11 protein-coding genes are annotated in these 18286 nt (G+C 61.8%); 3 read left to right on the top strand and 8 right to left on the bottom strand.

The window, feature by feature from the left end:
• Nucleotides 1–8 precede the first annotated feature (8 nt).
• The 7 genes from AAIS01_RS18605 to AAIS01_RS18575 form a co-directional block, all read right to left on the bottom strand.
• On the bottom strand, nucleotides 9–2726 hold the full coding sequence (locus AAIS01_RS18605) for a nitrate reductase (protein ID WP_343470156.1): 2718 nt from the start codon (nucleotides 2724–2726) through the stop codon (nucleotides 9–11).
• Nucleotides 2723–3043, bottom strand: a complete 321-nt coding sequence (nirD, locus tag AAIS01_RS18600) for a nitrite reductase small subunit NirD (protein WP_343470155.1) — start codon at nucleotides 3041–3043, stop codon at nucleotides 2723–2725. Before nirD ends, AAIS01_RS18605 begins: the two co-directional genes overlap by 4 nt.
• On the bottom strand, nucleotides 3040–5493 hold the full coding sequence (gene nirB / locus AAIS01_RS18595) for a nitrite reductase large subunit NirB (RefSeq protein ID WP_343470154.1): 2454 nt from the start codon (nucleotides 5491–5493) through the stop codon (nucleotides 3040–3042). Before nirB ends, nirD begins: the two co-directional genes overlap by 4 nt.
• 431 nt (nucleotides 5494–5924) lie before the next feature.
• Nucleotides 5925–7595 (bottom strand): bifunctional protein-serine/threonine kinase/phosphatase, encoded by a 1671-nt coding sequence (locus AAIS01_RS18590; protein ID WP_343470153.1) that lies wholly within the window; start codon nucleotides 7593–7595, stop codon nucleotides 5925–5927.
• Nucleotides 7596–7604: 9 nt separating this feature from the next.
• Nucleotides 7605–8816, bottom strand: coding sequence for a nitrate/nitrite transporter (locus tag AAIS01_RS18585; protein WP_343470151.1), 1212 nt, complete (start codon nucleotides 8814–8816; stop codon nucleotides 7605–7607).
• A gap of 492 nt (nucleotides 8817–9308) precedes the next feature.
• Entirely contained in the window at nucleotides 9309–9884 is a 576-nt protein-coding gene (locus tag AAIS01_RS18580) for an ANTAR domain-containing response regulator (RefSeq protein ID WP_025212689.1), read from the bottom strand.
• Nucleotides 9885–9898: 14 nt separating this feature from the next.
• On the bottom strand, nucleotides 9899–11110 hold the full coding sequence (locus AAIS01_RS18575; protein ID WP_343470150.1) for a CmpA/NrtA family ABC transporter substrate-binding protein: 1212 nt from the start codon (nucleotides 11108–11110) through the stop codon (nucleotides 9899–9901).
• Nucleotides 11111–11347: 237 nt separating this feature from the next.
• Between AAIS01_RS18575 and AAIS01_RS18570 the strand changes: the two genes are divergently transcribed.
• Nucleotides 11348–12367, top strand: coding sequence for a quinone-dependent dihydroorotate dehydrogenase (locus AAIS01_RS18570; protein ID WP_343470234.1), 1020 nt, complete (start codon nucleotides 11348–11350; stop codon nucleotides 12365–12367).
• A gap of 307 nt (nucleotides 12368–12674) precedes the next feature.
• Here AAIS01_RS18570 and rmf read toward each other — a convergent pair whose 3' ends face one another.
• Nucleotides 12675–12890: a ribosome modulation factor gene (gene rmf / locus AAIS01_RS18565; RefSeq protein WP_003223300.1), complete on the bottom strand. Its 216-nt coding sequence runs from the start codon at nucleotides 12888–12890 to the stop codon at nucleotides 12675–12677.
• A 531-nt stretch (nucleotides 12891–13421) separates the two neighbouring features.
• On the opposite strand from rmf, the gene rlmKL reads away from it, so the two are divergent.
• Together rlmKL and AAIS01_RS18555 are read left to right on the top strand one after the other, a co-directional pair.
• Complete coding sequence (gene rlmKL / locus AAIS01_RS18560; RefSeq protein ID WP_343470148.1) at nucleotides 13422–15692, top strand: bifunctional 23S rRNA (guanine(2069)-N(7))-methyltransferase RlmK/23S rRNA (guanine(2445)-N(2))-methyltransferase RlmL; 2271 nt, start codon at nucleotides 13422–13424, stop codon at nucleotides 15690–15692.
• Between the two features lie 141 nt (nucleotides 15693–15833).
• The gene (locus AAIS01_RS18555) at nucleotides 15834–18218 is read left to right on the top strand and encodes a sensor domain-containing diguanylate cyclase (protein ID WP_343470146.1); all 2385 of its coding nucleotides are present in this window, start codon (nucleotides 15834–15836) and stop codon (nucleotides 18216–18218) included.
• Nucleotides 18219–18286: the final 68 nt, after the last annotated feature.

The raw sequence follows: 18286 nt of genomic DNA, 5'->3' as shown, positions 1-18286 counted from the left end.
GCTTTTCCTCACGAGGCAGCGGCCACTGGTTGCACGGTGGCAACCAGCAGGCGTTTGATTTCCGGTACACAGGAGCCGCATTGCGTGCCGCAGCCCAATTCCTGTTTCAGGCCCTGCAAGTCCAGGCCACGTTCAATGCCCGAGCAGATTGCACGCTGGCTGACGTTCATGCAGTTGCACAGTGTTTTGCTGCCGCCAAGGGCGGCGCCAGCATTGCCTGGCGGAGCGCTCAAAGGCGCCAGCAACCAGCGCCGCAACTGTTCATCGGCACGCCCTTCGAGCCACAGGTTTTGCAGCCAGTGCCGGGCGAGGGTTTCGCCGGCCAGGCGAATGGCGGTGATGCGACCGTTCTCGATTCGCACACGTTTACCGATGGAACGACGCGGATCGTCATAGGCCAGCACCGGTCCTTCGATCAGTCCCAGTTGTTCGTCGATCGCCTGCAGCAACTGCGGGTCGGGGGCGACGGCGCTGGCCGCGCGAATCAGCAGCGCGGGACGTTCGCGCCCCGTCAGGCTCAGGCTGACGTAGGCAAACGCCTCACACAGTGGTCGCAAAGACTCCAAGTGCTGTTGAACATCGTCTTCGACCAGGGCGAAAAGCTGCCAGGGCAGGTTCACCGGTTCCAGGCGCACGCCGCTGTGTTTGAGTTCCGGCTGTTTTGACAAGGGGTCGAAGGCCGGTTGAGTCAGGGTATTGACCCCACCCTTGAGAAAGCGGTCGCCCCAGTGCATGGGCAGAAACGCCTGGCCGGGGCGCACGCTGTCGTCGCTGTCCACCGCCACGATCACGGCGCCACGGCGGCTCTTGAGGCTGACCAGGTCACCGGCTTGCAGGCGATGGCGAAGCAGTTCGTCAGGGTGCAGGCTGAGCACGGCTTCGTTCACATGGCCGAACAATTGCGCTGCGGTGCCGGTGCGGCTCATGCCATGCCATTGGTCCCGCAGTCGACCCGTGTTGAGGGTCAATGGGTAGCGGGCATCGCGCAGCTCTTTGGCGGCGCGATACGGCTCTGCGACAAACCGCGCGCGGCCAGTGTCGGTTGGAAAAATTCCGTCCAGATACAGGCGCGGCGTTCCGCTGCTGGCGCCTTCGGGGAACGGCCATTGTTGCGGGCCAAGTTGATCGATCAGGGCGTGGCTGATACCGGACAAGTCCAGGTCGCGGCCTCGGGTCAGTTGCTTGTATTCATCGAACAACTGGGCCGGGGTTTCAAAGGCGAACAGGCTGGGTTGACCCGGGCGCAGGCGTTTTTCCAAGCGTTGGGCGAAATCCACGGTAATCGCCCAGTCCGGTCGTGCTTCGCCCGGTGCGGCAATCGCCCGGCGGACGTGGGAAATACGCCGTTCGGAGTTGGTCACCGAGCCTTCTTTCTCGCCCCAACTGGCCGCTGGCAGCAACAGGTCGGCAAACACGGCGGTTTCGGTGGTCCGGAAGGCCTCTTGCAGCACCACGAATGGGCAGGCTTGCAGTGCCTCCCGTACCGCCGTCTGGTCAGGCATCGACTGCGCGGGGTTGGTGCAGGCAATCCACAGCGCCTTGATCTTGCCACTGCGAACCTGTTCGAACAGTTCGATGGCGCTCAAGCCCGTGGTCGCGGGCAATTGCTCAACACCCCAGTAGCGGGCGACTTCGGCGCGATGTTCGGCGTTGGCGGCGTCGCGATGACCCGGTAGCAGGTTCGACAAGCTACCGGTTTCCCGACCGCCCATGGCATTGGGCTGACCGGTCAGCGAGAAGGGCCCGGCGCCCGGCCGGCCGATTTGCCCGGTGGCCAGGTGCAGGTTGATCAACGCGCTGTTCTTCGCACTGCCGGCGGTGGATTGATTCAAACCCATGCACCACAACGACAGGAAGCTGGGCGACGTGCCGACCCATTCGGCGCACTGGTGCAATTGCTCGACGCTGATGCCGCAGATTTGGGCGACCATGGCCGGGGTGTAGTCGCGCACCAGGTTCTTGAGGTCCGCCAGGCCTTCGGTGTGGGCCTTGATGAAATCGCGGTCGACCCAGTCTTCCCACAACAGCAGATGCAAAATCCCATGGAACAAGGCGACATCGGTGCCCGGCAGGATCGCCAGATGCAGGTCGGCAAGGTCGCAGGTGTCGGTACGCCGTGGGTCGATGACGATGATTTTCATCTGTGGCCGGCGGGACTTGGCTTCCTCGAGGCGGCGAAACAGGATCGGATGGGCGTAGGCCATGTTACTGCCGACAATCATCACACAGTCGCTCAGCTCCAGGTCTTCATAGCTGCAGGGCGGGGCGTCGGCACCGAGGCTGCGCTTGTAGCCCACCACGGCGGAGGACATGCACAGCCGGGAATTGCTGTCGATGTTGTTGGTGCCCACCAGCGCCCGGGCGAGTTTGTTGAAGGCGTAGTAGTCCTCGGTCAGCAGTTGCCCGGAGATGTAGAACGCCACGCTGTCGGGGCCGTGTTCGGCGATGGTATCGGCGAAGATGCTGGCCGCGTGATCCAGCGCGCTGTCCCAGTCTGTGCGGGCTCGGGACAGGCCCTTGCCCAGGCGCAGTTCGGGATACAAGGCGCGCGCGGCGAGGTCGCCGGTCAGGTGCAGGGTCGAACCCTTGCTGCACAGCTTGCCGAAGTTGGCCGGGTGGGCGGGATCGCCACTGACGCCGAGGATGCGCTCGTCGTCATGTTCGATCAGCACGCCGCAACCGACCCCGCAATAACAGCAGGTCGAGGCGGTGGTTTGATGGCTCATCTGATTGCTTCCCGCAAGGCCAGCATCACCCGGCCGTTTTCGACCCGCGCCGAATGATGATGAGCGCAACCCACATCCGGGGCCTGGGCCTGGCCGGTTTCCAAGTCGATCTGCCAGTTGTGCAGTGGGCAGGCCACGCGCTTGCCATAGATCAACCCTTGGGACAGCGGGCCACCCTTGTGCGGGCAGCGGTCATCGAGTGCGAAAACCTCATCGTCGCTGGTACGAAAAATCGCGATATCGCCTTTCGGGCCATTGATGATGCGCGAGCCCAGGGCGTTGATCTCTTCCAGTGCGCAGATATCCAGCCAGTTCATGCCGGCACCTCCAGGTTTTTCACGGGGATGGCTTCAAACTCTTTTTTCAGATGGGGCTGTTCCAGGCGTTCTTTCCATGGGTCCTGTTCCAACGACAGGGAAAACTTCAGGCGGTCATGCAAGGCTTTACGTCGCTGCGGATCTTCAAGTACCGCTTTTTTGATGTGCTCCATGCCGACCCGTTGCATGTAGTGCACGGTGCGTTCGAGGTAGAAAGCTTCTTCGCGATACAACTGCAGGAACGCGCCGTTGTATTCGCGCACTTCTTCGGCGGTCTTGAGTTTGACGAAGAATTCGGCGACCTCCGTTTTGATCCCGCCGTTACCGCCGATGTACATCTCCCAGCCGGAATCGACGCCAATAATGCCGACGTCCTTGATGCCCGCTTCCGAGCAGTTGCGTGGGCAACCGGACACGGCCAGCTTCACTTTGTGGGGCGACCACATGTTGAAGAGGTCGTGCTCCAGTTCGATTCCCAACTGGGTGGAATTCTGCGTGCCAAAGCGGCAGAACTCGCTGCCCACGCAGGTTTTTACAGTGCGGATGGATTTGCCATAAGCGTGGCCGGACGGCATGTCCAGGTCTTTCCAGACTCCGGGCAGATCCTGCTTTTTGATCCCCAACAGGTCGATACGCTGGCCGCCGGTGACCTTGACCATCGGCACGTTGTACTTGTCGGCCACATCGGCAATGCGCCGTAGTTCAGACGGATTGGTCACGCCACCCCACATCCGCGGGACGACGGAATAAGTGCCGTCTTTCTGGATGTTGGCGTGGGCACGCTCGTTGATCAGGCGCGACTGCGGATCGTCGTGGGCTTCGCCGGGCCAAGTGGAAATCAGGTAGTAGTTGAGCGCCGGGCGGCAGGTAGCGCAGCCGTTCGGGGTACGCCAGTTCAAGTAGCTCATGGTTGCGGCGATGGTCAGCAGGTGCTGGTCGCGGATCGCCTGGCGAATCTGCCCGTGGTTGAGGTCACTGCAACCGCAGATGGCTTTCTCGCTTTTTGGTTTGACGTCCGCCGCGCCGCCCACGGTGTTGATCAGGATCTGCTCCACCAAACCGGCGCAGGAGCCGCAGGAGCTGGCGGCCTTGGTGTGTTTTTTCACGTCATCGACGCTGAACAACCCCTGCTCCTGGATCGCCTTGACGATGGTGCCCTTGCACACGCCGTTGCAGCCGCAGACTTCGGCGGTGTCGGCCATGTTCATGGCCTTGTCCTGGCCTTGGTGGCCGACGTCGCCCAAAGCATTTTCGCCAAACATCAGGTGATCGCGGATCTCGCTGATGCCGTGGTTTTCACGGATCTGGCGGAAATACCAGCCACCGTCTGCCGTATCGCCGTACAGGCAGGCACCGACCAGCACGTCGTCCTTGATCACCAGCTTTTTATAGACGCCGCCGATGGGGTCGGAAAGGGTGATGGTTTCCGTGCCTTCGCCGCCCATGAAGTCCCCGGCGGAGAACAGGTCGATGCCAGTGACTTTCAATTTGGTCGATGTGACCGAGCCCTTGTAAGTGGCGAAACCCAGTTGCGCGAGATGGTTGGCGCAGACCTTGGCCTGTTCGAACAGCGGTGCCACCAAACCGTAGGCGGTACCACGATGGTTGGCGCATTCACCGATGGCGTAGATGCGCGGGTCGTAGGTTTGCATCGTGTCGTTGACCAGGATCCCACGGTTGCACGGGATGCCGGATTTTTCCGCCAGTTCGGTGTTGGGGCGGATGCCGGCGGCCATCACCACCAGGTCGGCCGGGATGATGTCACCGTTCTTGAATTGCACCGAGCCAACCCGACCATTGCCAGCGTCGTGCAGGGCTTGCGTCTGTTCGCTCAGGCGGAATTTCAGGCCACGGTTTTCCAGGGCGGTTTGCAGCAACTGACCGCTGGTCTTGTCCAGTTGCCGTTCCAACAGCCACTCACCCAGGTGCACCACGGTCACGTCCATGCCCCGCAGTTTCAAGCCGTTAGCGGCTTCCAGACCCAGCAGCCCGCCGCCGATCACCACGGCGTGTTTGTGGGTCTTGGCGGTGTTGATCATCGCCTGGGTGTCGGCGATGTCGCGGTAGCCGATGACGCCCTCCAGGGTGTTGCCGGGGATTGGCAGGATGAACGGCGTGGAGCCTGTGGCGATCAGCAGGCGGTCGTATTCGGCTTCGCTGCCGTCCTCGGCGATGACCCGGCGCTTGATTCGGTCGATCTCCACGACTTTGCGGTTGAGCAGTAGTTTGATGTTGTTGTCCAGGTACCAGCTCAGGTCGTTGAGCACGATCTCTTCAAACGTCTGCTCGCCGGCGAGCACGGGCGAGAGCAGGATGCGGTTGTAGTTGGTGTGAGGCTCGGCGCCGAACACCGTGATGTCGTACAGTTCATTGCTCAGCTTGAGCAGTTCTTCGAGGGTTCGAACCCCGGCCATGCCGTTGCCGATCATCACCAGTTTGAGTTTTTTCATCAGGGTTCTCCGCAAGCTCAAGCCCGTTCATCACGGCGTTCGGACTGGCTCGGCAATTTTTACGAAAACAAAAAAAGGCGTCCCGCTAGCAAGCTAGCGAGGACGCCTTTGTCCTGGTCCCGTTCTCTCGGGAAGCACCGCCTTCATCGTTGGAGGCGTGGCTTTATGTATGGTGAGAGAGGCTATGCAGTGGTTGTGCCAAGTGGTTTGAGGGCGCGGATTTACTGGGCAAGCGACGGGCTGCACGCGTGGGGCAGGGATTTATTGCACCGAATCAAAGCGTGTTGCCCGGTAATGGAGCGTTTGGCCGGAAAGTTTGTATGGGCAGTGCGGCCGCCTATCGCGAGCAAGCTTTGCTCCCACAGCAGATCTCTTATGGAAGCAGATCCCCTGTGGGAGCAAAGCTTGCTCGCGATGGACGCGACTGGGTTTCAGCCATGAAACGCTAAATACAGCAGCACAATATTCACCACCAACGACACCAGCGCCAACGTGCGCCAGACCTTCAGCGGCTCCCTTTCCAGCAACGGCCGAGGCCTGACGCTCAAGCTGCGCCGCTCGCCCTGTTCCAGCAGCAACAACCACTCCTCGGCCGTTTCAAAGCGCTGCGCCGGATCGGCGGCGATGGCACGCTCCAGACTTTGCCCGAGCCATTCGGCCAGGTCCGGCCGATAGCGACTGGCACTGACGGGCACGCCAAAGCGCGGACGCTGAAACGCTTCGATTTCGCCGTAGGGGTAGTGCCCCGTCAGCAGGAAATACAAGGTCACGCCGACGGCGTACAAATCCTGTTGCGCGGTCGGTGCGGTGCCCGCGAAGGCTTCCGGTGCGATATAGCTGGGCGTGCCGGGCAGCACGTTGGCCTGGTCTTCAGATAATCCCGGGCAGTACGCCAGTCCGAAATCCAGCAAGCGCAGTTCCCCGTCATCGCCCAGGTGCAGGTTCTCCGGCTTGATATCGCGGTGAAAGATCTGCCTTCGATGCAACAGGCCCACCGCGTGCACCAGCCGCTGCGCCAGGTCCTGCCACTGAGGCAGAGGCAATGGGCCGCCCTGGTTGAATAGCTCGGCCAGGGTCTTGCCGGAATACTCCCGCATGACGTAGTACAAATGCTGACGCTGGGGAACGCCGTGGACTTCTGGAAACTGCCGCCCTGCCACCCGCTTCAGGAACCATTCTTCCGACAGCAACGACTGCCCGGCCTGGGCATCGTCCCGGAGGTGCCCCGGCAAGGTTTTCAGCAACCACGGTTGGCCCTGGCCATCGTGTACCCGGTAGAGCAACGATTGCTGGCTTTGACCAAGCAGACCTTCGATCTGCCAACCTTCGAACACTTGCCCCGGTTTCAGGGCCGGGGGAAGGGGCCATTGCTGCAACCGGGCCAGTGCATCGCCAATGCTTGCTTCGCCCACCGCGTCGACCCGCACCAGCAGGGCACTGGCGTTATCCTGGCTGCCGGCCAGGTGCGCGGCGTTGACCAGGGTTTGCGCGGCACTGTCCAGGTCCGGTTGGTCGCGCAGGATAGCGGCGATGGCCGTATCCCCCAGAACCGCCCAGACGCCGTCGCTGAGCAGTACGAAGGTCTCGTCGGTGCGCAGTTCTCCATCAAGGAAGTCCAGGATCAGGTGCTGATCCAGTCCCAGGGCACGCTTGAGCACGTGCTGCATGCCCTGTTGTTCCCAAACGTGATCCTCGCTGACCCGTTGCAGATGATTGTCGTGCCAGCGGTAGACCCGGCAATCGCCCACGTGGGCCAGGGTGAAGCGCCGGCCGCGCAGGACCAGGGCACTGACGGTGGTGAGCAGCGGTTGCCCGCCACCGTTGGCTTGCAGCCAGCGATTCTGTGCCAGTAACAGCCGGTCCAGCGCCTGGGCGACACCCCAGGTTTGCGGGGTGGAATAGTAGTCCAGGGCCAGGGCCTGCAAGGTCGAACGAGCGGCCAGTCCGCCATCGGCGCATTGGCTCACGCCGTCGGCGATGGCGAACAGGTAGCCCTTGCTGGCGGCCAGGGCCGGCGCCGGGGTCACCAGGCGCAGGGCGTCCTGGTTTTCTTCCCGCGGGCCGATGGCACTGGCTTCGGCAAAACTCAGTTGCAGGCTCATGGGGGCTATTTATACCCGAGCCGCGGTGACGGCTGCCGAACCCCAGGTGGTCCTCCAGCGACGCTTGACGCCATACAGGCCGAACCAGGCCAGCACGCCAAGGCTGGCGAACAGCCACAGCGCCAGTTGATAGCTGCCAGTGCTTTGCTTGATCGCGCCCATGCCCGCCGCCAGGGCAAAACCACCGATGCCGCCGGCCATGCCGATCAGGCCGGTCATCACGCCGATCTCGCGACGGAAGCGTTGTGGCACCAATTGAAAGACTGCGCCGTTGCCCGCACCCAGACCAAGCATGGTGCAGACGAACAGGGCCAGGGCCGCGTAGGAGCTTGGCAGATTGAAGCCCACGGCCGCGATGCAGACGGCTGCGACGGTGTACATGCCCAACAGCGTGCGAATGCCGCCGAAACGGTCCGCCAGCGCGCCGCCCAATGGACGCATCAGGCTGCCACCGAAGACGCAGGCGGCGGTGTAGTAACCGGCGGTCACCGGGCTCAGGCCGTACTGGTCGTTGAAGTAACCGGGCAGGGCACTGGCCAGGCCGATGAAACCGCCGAAGGTCACGCTGTAGAAGAACATGAACCACCAACTGTCCCGGTCGCCCAGGGCCTTGAGGTAGTCGCTCATGGACTTGGCTTTTGGTCGCTCGGGAGCGTTCTTGGCCAGCCAGGTGAAGAGGACCAGGGTCAGCACCAGCGGGATCAGCGCGAAGCCGAAGACGTTGCCCCAGCCGAATGCCACCGCCATGACCGGTGCGATCAAGGCTGCCAGCACAGTGCCCGAGTTACCGGCACCGGCGATGCCCATGGCCTTGCCTTGGTGCTGTGGCGGATACCATTGGGACGCCAGCGGCAGGGCCACGGCGAATGAAGCGCCGGCCACGCCCAGGAACAGCCCCAGCAGCAAGGCTTGTTCGTAGCTGTGGATGCCCAGTTTCCAGGCGCAGAACAGTGCACCGATCACAATCACCTGGCCGACGATGCCAGCGGTTTTCGGTGAAATGCGATCGGCCAGCAGGCCCATGAACAAGCGCAGCACGGCACCGGCCAGGATCGGCGTCGCCACCATCAGGCCGCGCTGTTGAGTGGTCAGTTGCAGATCGGCGGCAATTTGTACCGCCAGCGGGCCGAGCAGGTACCAGACCATGAAACTCAGGTCGAAATAGAGGAAGGCCGCGAACAGTGTCGGGGTGTGGCCGGATTTCCAGAAGCTTGAATTCATCGCGCACCTCAGCTGTAAAAGTCTCGAGAAATGAGTCAGTGCCTTGAAGCAGTGCGCCGCCTGTGGCTGCACCACCGGCCCCGGGCTTTGGGGCCAAAACAAAAAAACGCCGCAACCCGGATCGCCAGAGGGCGAGGAGGGTGTGCGACGTCTTTGTCGTAGGTGGGGCAACCGCCGTTGGTTACCTGTGGGTTTGTTAAAGCGAGAACTGTGCCAACAGAGGATTGGGGCAAGGCCTATCGCGAGCAAGCTCGCTCCCACAGTGGATTGGGGCGCGCGCGAATGCTGCGTCCACCACTTGACCTCTGTGGGAGCGGGCTTGCTCGCGAAAGCAATCTCATCTCCAACATCGATATCGACTGACCCACCGCCTTCGCGAGCAAGCCCGCTCCCACACTTGATCTGGGGCGCTAGCGAATGCTGCGTTCACCCTAGAACCCATGTGGGAGCGAGCTTGCTCGCGATAGCGCCGGGTCAGGCACTGCAAGGCTTTCAGCCGAGCAGCTCATTCATTGCAATGATCTGCTCGGCCACCTGGATCAGCTTCTGCTGGCGGCTCATGGCCTGGCGACGCATCAGGGTGTAGGCCTGTTCTTCGTTGCATTCTTTCATCTTCATCAGCATGCCCTTGGCCAGTTCGATGCGTTTGCGCTCGGCCAGTTGCTGGTCCCGGGCCAGGAGTTGGGCGCGCAGGGCCTGGTCGCTTTCGAAGCGCGCCATCGCCACGTCGAGGATCGGTTGCAGGCGCGCCGCGTGGATGCCTTCGACGATGTAGGCGCTGACGCCCGACTTGATCGCCTGGCGCATGACATCCGGGTCATGTTCGTCGGTAAACATGACGATCGGTCGTGGTTGGTCACGACTGACCAGCACCACTTGCTCCATGACATCGCGCCCCGGTGACTCGGTATCGATCAGGATCACGTCCGGACGCACTGTTTCGACGCGCGCCGGCAGGTCGATGGTCAAGCCGGATTCGTCGATGACTTCGAACCCGGCCTCAATCAGGGCCGCTTTGAGGCGGCCGACTTTTTTCGCGGTGTCGTTGATCAGCAGGATACGCAGCATGGTCGAGGCTCCTGTCAGCGGCTGGCGAAGAGGGGAGCCGCATCGCTCAAGGCGTGCAGTTTGAAGCTTTTGGCATAAGCGGCCGGCTCCGAGCCGTCCCAGGTGGTGCCGTCGATCAATTGGCTGCTGCGCATGTCCTGGCAGGGGGATGCAATGTCCAGCGCCGCGCAGGCTTCACGGTATAGCTTGAGTTGCTGGACTTGCCGCGCCACGGCCAGGTAGTCCGGGTCTTCACGCAACAGGCCCCAGCGGCGGAACTGGGTCATGAACCACATGCCATCGGACAGGTAGGGCAGGTTCACTTCGCCGTTGCCGTGGAAGCGCATCGCGTGAGGGTCCTGCCAGCTGTTGCCCAGGCCGTCGGCGTAAATCCCCAGCAGGCGCGGCTCGATGCAGTCCAGCGGCGCATCCAGGTATTCGGGCGCACTCAGCAGTTGTGCGGTGCTGCGGCGGTTCTCGGTGCTTTGCTCAATGAAGCGACTGGCTTGCAGGATCGCCATCACCAGTGCGCGGGCGGTATTGGGGTATTGCTCGACAAATGCGCGAGTGCAGCCCAGGACTTTTTCCGGGTGATCGGGCCAGATGGTCTGGGTGGTCGCCAGGGTGAAGCCCAGGTTCTGCTTTACCGCACTGGCGCACCACGGCTCGCCCACGCAGAACCCGTCAATGCGTCCGGCCTGCAGGTGGGCGATCATTTGCGGTGGTGGCACCACCACGCTGTCGACATCCGACAACGGATGGATGCCCTGGGCCGCAAGCCAGTAATACAGCCACATGGCGTGGGTGCCAGTGGGGAACGTCTGGGCGAAGGTCAGTTTCGGGCGAGTTTGGTGCACATGCCGTTCCAGTGCCTCAGGACTGGTCACGCCTTGGGCCTGCAAGCCATGGGAAAGGTTGATGCTCTGGCCGTTCTGGTTCAGCCCCATCAACACCGCCATGTCGGTTGGCGCGACCCCGCCGATGCCCAGGTGCACTGCGTAGATCAGGCCATACAGGCTGTGGGCGGCGTCGATTTCACCGCTGACCAGCTTGTCCCGCAGGTTGGCCCAGGATGCTTGGCGCTTGAGGTTCAAGGTCAGCCCGTAAGGCTGGGCGAAGCCCTGAGTGGCGGCCACCACCAGCGGGGCGCAGTCGCTCAAAGCCATGAAGCCAAGATTGATCGCGCTCTTTTCCGGGGCATCGCTGCCGTTGACCCAGGCCAGGGGGTTGGCTGGAATTTCATTCATCGCGCATCACCTTTCCACAAAAAAGGCGCCGTATCCGGATGGTTGCAAGGCCGGATGACGACGCCGTTGTCCTTCAAATACAGTGTGGCACTCATTCCGTCGTTGGTATGGGCACCGATGAACACAAGTGGTGCAAGGCATATGCCATCGCCGCTGTTTTGTCCGGGCGCCTCGCTTGAATCATCGTTGCCCGGCTATAATCGCCGCCTCATTTCGTCGCCCGAGTCCAAGCCGCCCATGTACACCCTGGCCCGTGAACTGCTGTTCAAACTTTCCCCGGAAACCTCCCACGATCTGTCCCTGGACCTGATCGGCGCGGGTGGACGTTTGGGCCTCAATGGTCTGCTGTGCAAGGCGCCGGCGAAACTGCCGGTGAAGGTGATGGGGCTTGAATTCCCCAACCCGGTCGGATTGGCGGCGGGCCTGGACAAGAATGGCGCGGCCATCGACGGTTTTGCCCAACTGGGGTTCGGTTTCGTGGAAATCGGCACCGTCACCCCGCGTGCCCAGCCAGGCAACCCCAAGCCACGGATTTTCCGCCTGCCGCACGCCGAGGCGATCATCAACCGCATGGGCTTTAACAACCTGGGTGTCGACCATTTACTGGGGCGGGTGGCCGCGGCCAAGTACAAGGGTGTGCTGGGCATCAATATCGGCAAGAACTTCGATACACCGGTGGAGCGTGCGGTCGACGATTATCTGATCTGCCTGGACAAGGTCTACGCACATGCCAGTTATGTGACCGTCAACGTCAGCTCCCCGAACACGCCGGGGCTGCGCAGCCTGCAATTCGGTGATTCGCTCAAGCAACTGTTGGCTGACCTGGCCCGGCGTCGCGCCGAGTTGGCGGTGATCCATGGCAAGCATGTACCACTGGCCATCAAGATCGCCCCGGACATGACCGACGAAGAGACCGCTCAAGTGGCCCAGGCCCTGATCGAAACAGGAATGGATGCGGTGATTGCCACCAACACGACGTTGGGTCGCGAAGGCGTCGAGGGGGTGGAACACGGCGACGAGGCGGGCGGGCTCTCGGGTGCGCCGGTGCGTGAAAAAAGCACCCATACCGTAAAGGTCCTGGCCGCGGAACTGGCGGGGCGCTTGCCGATCATCGCGGCGGGCGGCATCACCGAGGGCAAGCATGCTGCCGAGAAAATAAGCGCGGGCGCGAGCCTGGTGCAGATTTATTCGGGCTTTATCTATAAGGGGCCGGCGTTGATTCGGGAGTCGGTGGATGCGATTGCCGCGCTGCGTTGATTATCAAGGTGCAACGCGATTCAACTGTGGCGAGGGGATTTATCCCCGCTGGGGCGCGAAGCGGCCCCAAACAGTTTACTCGTTAAACCTGACACTCTGAGGGGCTGCTGAGCAGCCCAGCGGGGATGAATCCCCTCGCCACAACTGGGTTCACCGCTCGGCTTTTTGCAGCGTTCGCTGAAACCCAGGCATTAAAAAGGGCTCCTCAAAGGAGCCCCTGGGCCGTAGCCCGCCGTCCGGATGGGACGCGCGTGGTTAAATCGATGTGGGTATCAAATTGTCGAGTTCTTGAGTGTTAAGCCCTGTGTCAGCCTACGGCGTGAAGTTCGTTGAGTCTGTGGATACCCGCAGTGCCGGTCATACCGTCCCAGTTGTCGCCGCGTCCTTCTCGCCAGCCATTGATCCAGGCTTGACGTACCGACGGTAGAGTAAAGGGGCAAAGCTCACGGGATTTACCACCAACGCCATATTGGTAACCGCGTAAAAATGCTCTTTCCAACGGATCACGCTTAAGTCTTCTCATAGGGTGTTGCCCTCACTTGTTGACTGTTGCTTCGCGTTGACCTCTATCGAGGCCAGGGCAGAATCATTCTGCCGTTGGTGGCTCGTTGCCGGCGTGACGAGCCGAGGTGTTGACGCCGTTGCGACGTCAACCTGTGTTGAGTTCTAACCAAAGCGTCACATGGATGGAATGATCGTTTTGTCATAAGCACGTAACAATAAAGATGTTAGGGCGATAAGTAACATGATGTTCGTTACCCGCTTTCGAGCAAGACCCCTGTATGATCGGCCCTGCATCGAAGGGGGCAGGCCCAGGCGAATGAGAATGTCCTCCCGTTGCACTCGGGTACTATTCGACGAAAGGGTCGAGTTTTCACAATTTGTTGCACAGAATTTTTTATCTGCCCTCGCCTCTAAGCTCTTTTAAGCTGAACGGCGAGGGCGGGACGGCACACTCTCGTGCCACGCGGGTGCTCTTGAGAAAAGCGCCTGATTGAACCCGGTCCGGCAATGCGTTGCCCGGTCCACTTAGCCAAAGGCTCTGGAAAACCCCATGTCCGATCGTTTCGAACTCTTCCTCACTTGCCCCAAAGGTCTTGAAGGCCTGCTGATCGAGGAAGCCGTCGGGCTTGGCCTTGAAGAGGCGCGTGAACACACATCGGCCGTGCGTGGCATGGCCGACATGGAAACGGCTTACCGCCTGTGCCTGTGGTCGCGCCTGGCCAACCGCGTGTTGCTGGTGCTCAAGCGTTTCCCGATGAAGGACGCCGAAGACCTGTATCACGGCGTGCTGGATGTCGATTGGCAAGACCACATGCTCGCCGATGGCACCCTCGCGGTGGAATTCAGCGGACACGGTTCGGGTATCGACAATACCCACTTCGGCGCCTTGAAGGTCAAGGACGCCATTGTCGACAAACTGCGCACCCCGACAGGCGAGCGGCCGTCCATCGACAAGCTCAACCCGGATCTGCGCATTCACCTGCGCCTGGATCGTGGCGAAGCGATTCTCTCTCTTGATCTTTCCGGCCACAGCTTGCACCAGCGCGGCTATCGCCTGCAGCAAGGTGCCGCGCCCCTGAAAGAAAACCTTGCCGCGGCCATCCTGATCCGTGCCGGCTGGCCGCGTATTGCCGCTGAAGGCGGGGCGCTGGCCGACCCGATGTGCGGCGTGGGCACCTTCCTGGTGGAAGCCGGCATGATCGCCGCCGACATGGCGCCGAACCTGCGTCGCCAGCAGTGGGGTTTTACCGCCTGGCTCGGCCATGTGCCGGCGTTATGGAAGAAACTGCACGAAGAGGCCAGCGCCCGTGCCGCCGCCGGGCTGGCCAAGCCACCGCTATGGATTCGCGGTTACGAGGCAGACCCACGGTTGATTCAACCCGGACGCAACAACATCGAACGTGCCGGCCTGAGCGAGTGGATCAAGATCTATCAAGGTGAAGTCGCCACCTTTGAACCCCGCCCGGACCAGAACCAGAAAGGCTTGGTGATCTGTAACCCGCCGTACGGCGAGCGTCTGGGCGACGAAGCCAGCTTGCTTTATCTCTACCAGAACCTTGGCGAGCGCCTGCGCCAGGCCTGCCTGAACTGGGAGGCTGCGGTATTCACCGGTGCGCCGGACCTGGGCAAGCGCATGGGCATTCGCAGTCACAAGCAGTATTCGTTCTGGAACGGCGCCTTGCCGTGCAAGTTGCTGCTGATCAAGGTCCTGCCGGATCAGTTCGTCACCGGCGAGCGTCGTACCCCGGAACAGCGCCAGGCCGAGCGTGAGCAGGCTGAGTACGAACAGGCGCCCGAGGTGCCGCAAGAGCGCCAGTACAATAAGAACGGCAACCCTATCAAACCGGCACCGGCCCCAGCGCCCGTGATCGAGCAGGCGCGCTTGAGCGAAGGCGGGCAGATGTTTGCCAATCGCCTGCAAAAGAACCTCAAGCTGCTGAGCAAATGGGCCAAGCGTGAAGGCGTAGACTGCTATCGGGTCTACGATGCCGACATGCCGGAATACTCCATGGCCATCGACCTGTACCACGATTGGGTGCATGTCCAGGAATACGTCGCGCCAAAATCCATCGACCCGGAAAAGGCCTCGGCCCGGCTGTTCGACGCCCTGGCCGCCATCCCCCAGGCACTGAATATCGACAAGAGCCGCGTGGTGATCAAGCGTCGCGAGCGGCAGAGCGGCACCAAGCAGTACGAGCGTCAGAGCGCCCAGGGCAAGTTCACCGAGGTCAACGAAGGCGGCGTGAAGCTGCTGGTCAACCTCACCGACTACCTGGACACCGGGCTGTTTCTCGACCACCGGCCGATGCGCCTGCGGATCCAGAAAGAGGCGGCCGGCAAGCGCTTCCTCAATCTGTTCTGCTACACCGCGACCGCCAGTGTCCACGCCGCCAAGGGCGGTGCGCGCAGCACCACCAGTGTCGACCTGTCGAAAACCTACCTGGACTGGGCGCGGCGCAATCTGTCGCTCAATGGCTTCTCGGACAAGAATCGCCTGGAGCAGGGCGACGTGATGGCTTGGCTCGAAGCCAGTCGTGACGAATACGACCTGATCTTCATCGACCCGCCGACCTTCTCCAATTCCAAGCGCATGGAAGGGGTGTTCGACGTACAGCGCGACCACGTCCAACTGCTGGACTTGGCCATGGCGCGCCTGGCGCCGGGGGGCGTGCTGTACTTCTCCAACAACTTCCGCAAGTTCCAGCTCGAGGACAATCTGGGCGAGCGTTATGCGGTGGAGGAGATCACCGCCAAGACCATCGATCCGGATTTTGCCCGCAACGGCAAGATTCATCGTGCCTGGAAGATCATGGCCCGCTGACCCCTAGCCCTTTGGATCCAGGAAGCCTTGAAACTCAAGGCTTTCGGGCGTTTTTGTACTGGTCAAAGTAATGGCTAATAGCTATAACTTAAGCCTGTGGACAGGGCGATACCTATGCCTGCCCCTTTCTGAGTTGTATTTATGGCATTGCATCAGGTGCGCCCCAGGATCCTGGGTTTTATCAGCGAAGATGTGTCGGCCTGGCTGGTGGCTTCGCTGGTGCTGCTGGCCGGTGCGTTCCTGACCGGTTTGCTGACCTGGGCGATGGCCAGTCTGTTTGACCAGCAATTGCGCCAGCGCTTTGAACTGCAAGCCCAGGAGCGCTTCAGTCGTATCGAGGAGCGTTTCCAGGACCAAGAGCAACGTCTCGACAGCCTGAGGCGTTTCTTTGCCAATTCGGCCGGGGTTTCCGAGAGGGAATTCCATGGCTATGCCGAAGCCTTATTGCGGCGCACCCAGGCGTTTGCCTGGGCGCCTCGGGTACAGCGCGCCGAACGATCATCGTTCGAACAACAAGCCCGGACCGAGGGGGGCGATACGTTTTCCATCCGTGAGCCAGACGACTCCGGTGGCCTGCGCCTGGCCGCCGAGCGGGACGAATACGCGCCCGTGCTGTACCTCCAGAGTCAGCCTTCCTTCAAGGCCCCACGGGGTTTGGATCTGCTCGCCCATCCCTTGCGCCGTGCCACCCTTGAGCGCGCTCGCCACCGTGACACCATGGTGGTATCGCAACCACTGGACTTGGTGAGTGAGGCTTCCACCACGGTGCGCGGGGTGTTGCTGGTCGCGCCGGTCACGAGGGCGTGGTCCAGGGAACCGTTCGGTTACGTCGCGGCTGCCGTGAGCATGCGCCAGTTGGTGGGGGATGGCCTGCCGGCGTCCGGTCAGGACAATCTTTCGATGCGGGTCATGGACCTGTCCACGGACGATCGTGAGGAAGTGCTGTTCGAGTCGCCCGATCCACCAGGGGAAAGCAATTTGTCAGCCACCCGCCTGTTGCGCTTGGCCGATCACGACTATCGGATAGAGCTTCGGCCCAGTCGCATGTTCCTGTCCACCAACTCTTCTTCAGTGGCGAGCCTGATGGTGTTGGGTAGTTTGCTCAGCCTGCTCCTCAGCGCCTTGCTGTATGTGTTGGTCAGCCAGCGACAGCGGGCCCTGGAACTGGTAGAGCAACGGACCCGGGAACTGCGCGACCGTGAGCAGGAACTGCGAGGCACCCACAGCCAGTTGCGTGGCGTGCTGAATGCCGCGACCCAGGTTGCGATCATCGCCACGGATCTGCGCGGGGTGATCACCACGTTCAATGCGGGCGCCGAACAGATGCTGGGTTACGACAGCAGCGAGGTCTTGCACAGCATGACCCTTGAAAGCCTGCACCTTCCGCGTGAGCTGCAGGCCCGGGCCGTACAACTGGCTGCGCGTTATGGCAAGCCGATCCCCACGTGCCACGCTATGTTGGTCGAGGGCGGCGAACAGGGTGGCCAGCAGGCCCGGGAATGGACGCTGGTGCGCCGCGATGGCAGCCATCTGGCCGTGAACATGCTGGCCACCCCGATGCTTGATGATCAGGGACTGTGGGTCGGGCATCTGGCGATCTGCATCGACATCACCGAACGCAAGCGCGTTCACGAGGCCCTGGCCGCCCGGGACCTGTTGCTGAAGAAACTCAGTGCCCACGTGCCCGGGGGCATCTACCAGTTCAAGATGGACTTCAATGGGCAGTTCAGCGTGATGTACGCCAGCGACGGCCTTCGCGATATCTATGAATTGGAGCCCGATGTGCTGGTGCGCAACGCCGAATCGATTTTTTCGCGCATCCATCCGTTGGACGGTGCACGGGTACGCGCTTCGATCCGGACCTCCGCCGAAACGCTGAGCCCATGGCGCGAGGAGTATCGGCTGCAACTGCCGCAGCGTGGGTTGCGTTGGGTGCGCGGCGAGGCCACGCCCGAGGAACTGCCGGGCGGTGGGGTGTTATGGCATGGGTACATTTCGGACATTTCCGATCTCAAACGAGTGGAAGAGGAACTGCGCGCCTTGTCAGTGACCGACGCCCTGACCGGTATTCGCAATCGACGCTATTTCCAGGAGCGCCTGACCACCGAGATGGCTCGGGTGGAGCGAGGCACCGGGGAGCTGGCGGTCATCATGCTCGACATCGACCACTTCAAACGCATCAATGATCAGCACGGCCATGCAGTGGGCGATCGGGTGTTGCAGGCGGTTTGCCAGCGCATCACCCAGCGGCTGCGACGCACCGACGTGTTCTGCCGGTTGGGCGGTGAAGAGTTTGTCGTGTTATGCCCGGACACCGACGGCGAAAGCGCCCATGCCTTGGCCTTGGGGTTGTGGGAGGGGGTGCGCAGCGCGCCGATCGAGGATGTGGGCGTCATCACCGCCAGCTTCGGCATCGCCACCTGGCGCGTGGGGGAGGGGGCGGATGCGCTGCTGTTGCGAGCCGACTCCGGCGTGTACGCGGCCAAGCAGGCCGGACGGGATCGGGTAGAGGTGCAGTTGGGGTAGTAACCTGTAAGTGCACTCGGTCACCTGTGGGAGCGGGCTTGCTCGCGAAAGCGGCGCACTGGTCAACG

It is taken from the genome of Pseudomonas halotolerans (assembly GCF_039581215.1).
Lineage (GTDB): Bacteria > Pseudomonadota > Gammaproteobacteria > Pseudomonadales > Pseudomonadaceae > Aquipseudomonas > Aquipseudomonas tehranensis.
Note: the sequence above shows the minus strand (reverse complement) of the source record. Positions and strands in the feature narration are given on the sequence as shown.

Coding starts and splice junctions, on each gene's coding strand:
- AAIS01_RS18570 (WP_343470234.1), top strand. CDS start 11,348: ATGTACACCCTGGCCCGTGAACTGCTGTTCAAACTTTCCCCGGAAACC.
- rlmKL (WP_343470148.1), top strand. CDS start 13,422: ATGTCCGATCGTTTCGAACTCTTCCTCACTTGCCCCAAAGGTCTTGAA.
- AAIS01_RS18590 (WP_343470153.1), bottom strand. CDS start 7,595: ATGAGCCTGCAACTGAGTTTTGCCGAAGCCAGTGCCATCGGCCCGCGG.
- rmf (WP_003223300.1), bottom strand. CDS start 12,890: ATGAGAAGACTTAAGCGTGATCCGTTGGAAAGAGCATTTTTACGCGGT.
- AAIS01_RS18605 (WP_343470156.1), bottom strand. CDS start 2,726: ATGAGCCATCAAACCACCGCCTCGACCTGCTGTTATTGCGGGGTCGGT.
- AAIS01_RS18585 (WP_343470151.1), bottom strand. CDS start 8,816: ATGAATTCAAGCTTCTGGAAATCCGGCCACACCCCGACACTGTTCGCG.
- AAIS01_RS18575 (WP_343470150.1), bottom strand. CDS start 11,110: ATGAATGAAATTCCAGCCAACCCCCTGGCCTGGGTCAACGGCAGCGAT.
- nirD (WP_343470155.1), bottom strand. CDS start 3,043: ATGAACTGGCTGGATATCTGCGCACTGGAAGAGATCAACGCCCTGGGC.
- AAIS01_RS18580 (WP_025212689.1), bottom strand. CDS start 9,884: ATGCTGCGTATCCTGCTGATCAACGACACCGCGAAAAAAGTCGGCCGC.
- AAIS01_RS18555 (WP_343470146.1), top strand. CDS start 15,834: ATGGCATTGCATCAGGTGCGCCCCAGGATCCTGGGTTTTATCAGCGAA.
- nirB (WP_343470154.1), bottom strand. CDS start 5,493: ATGAAAAAACTCAAACTGGTGATGATCGGCAACGGCATGGCCGGGGTT.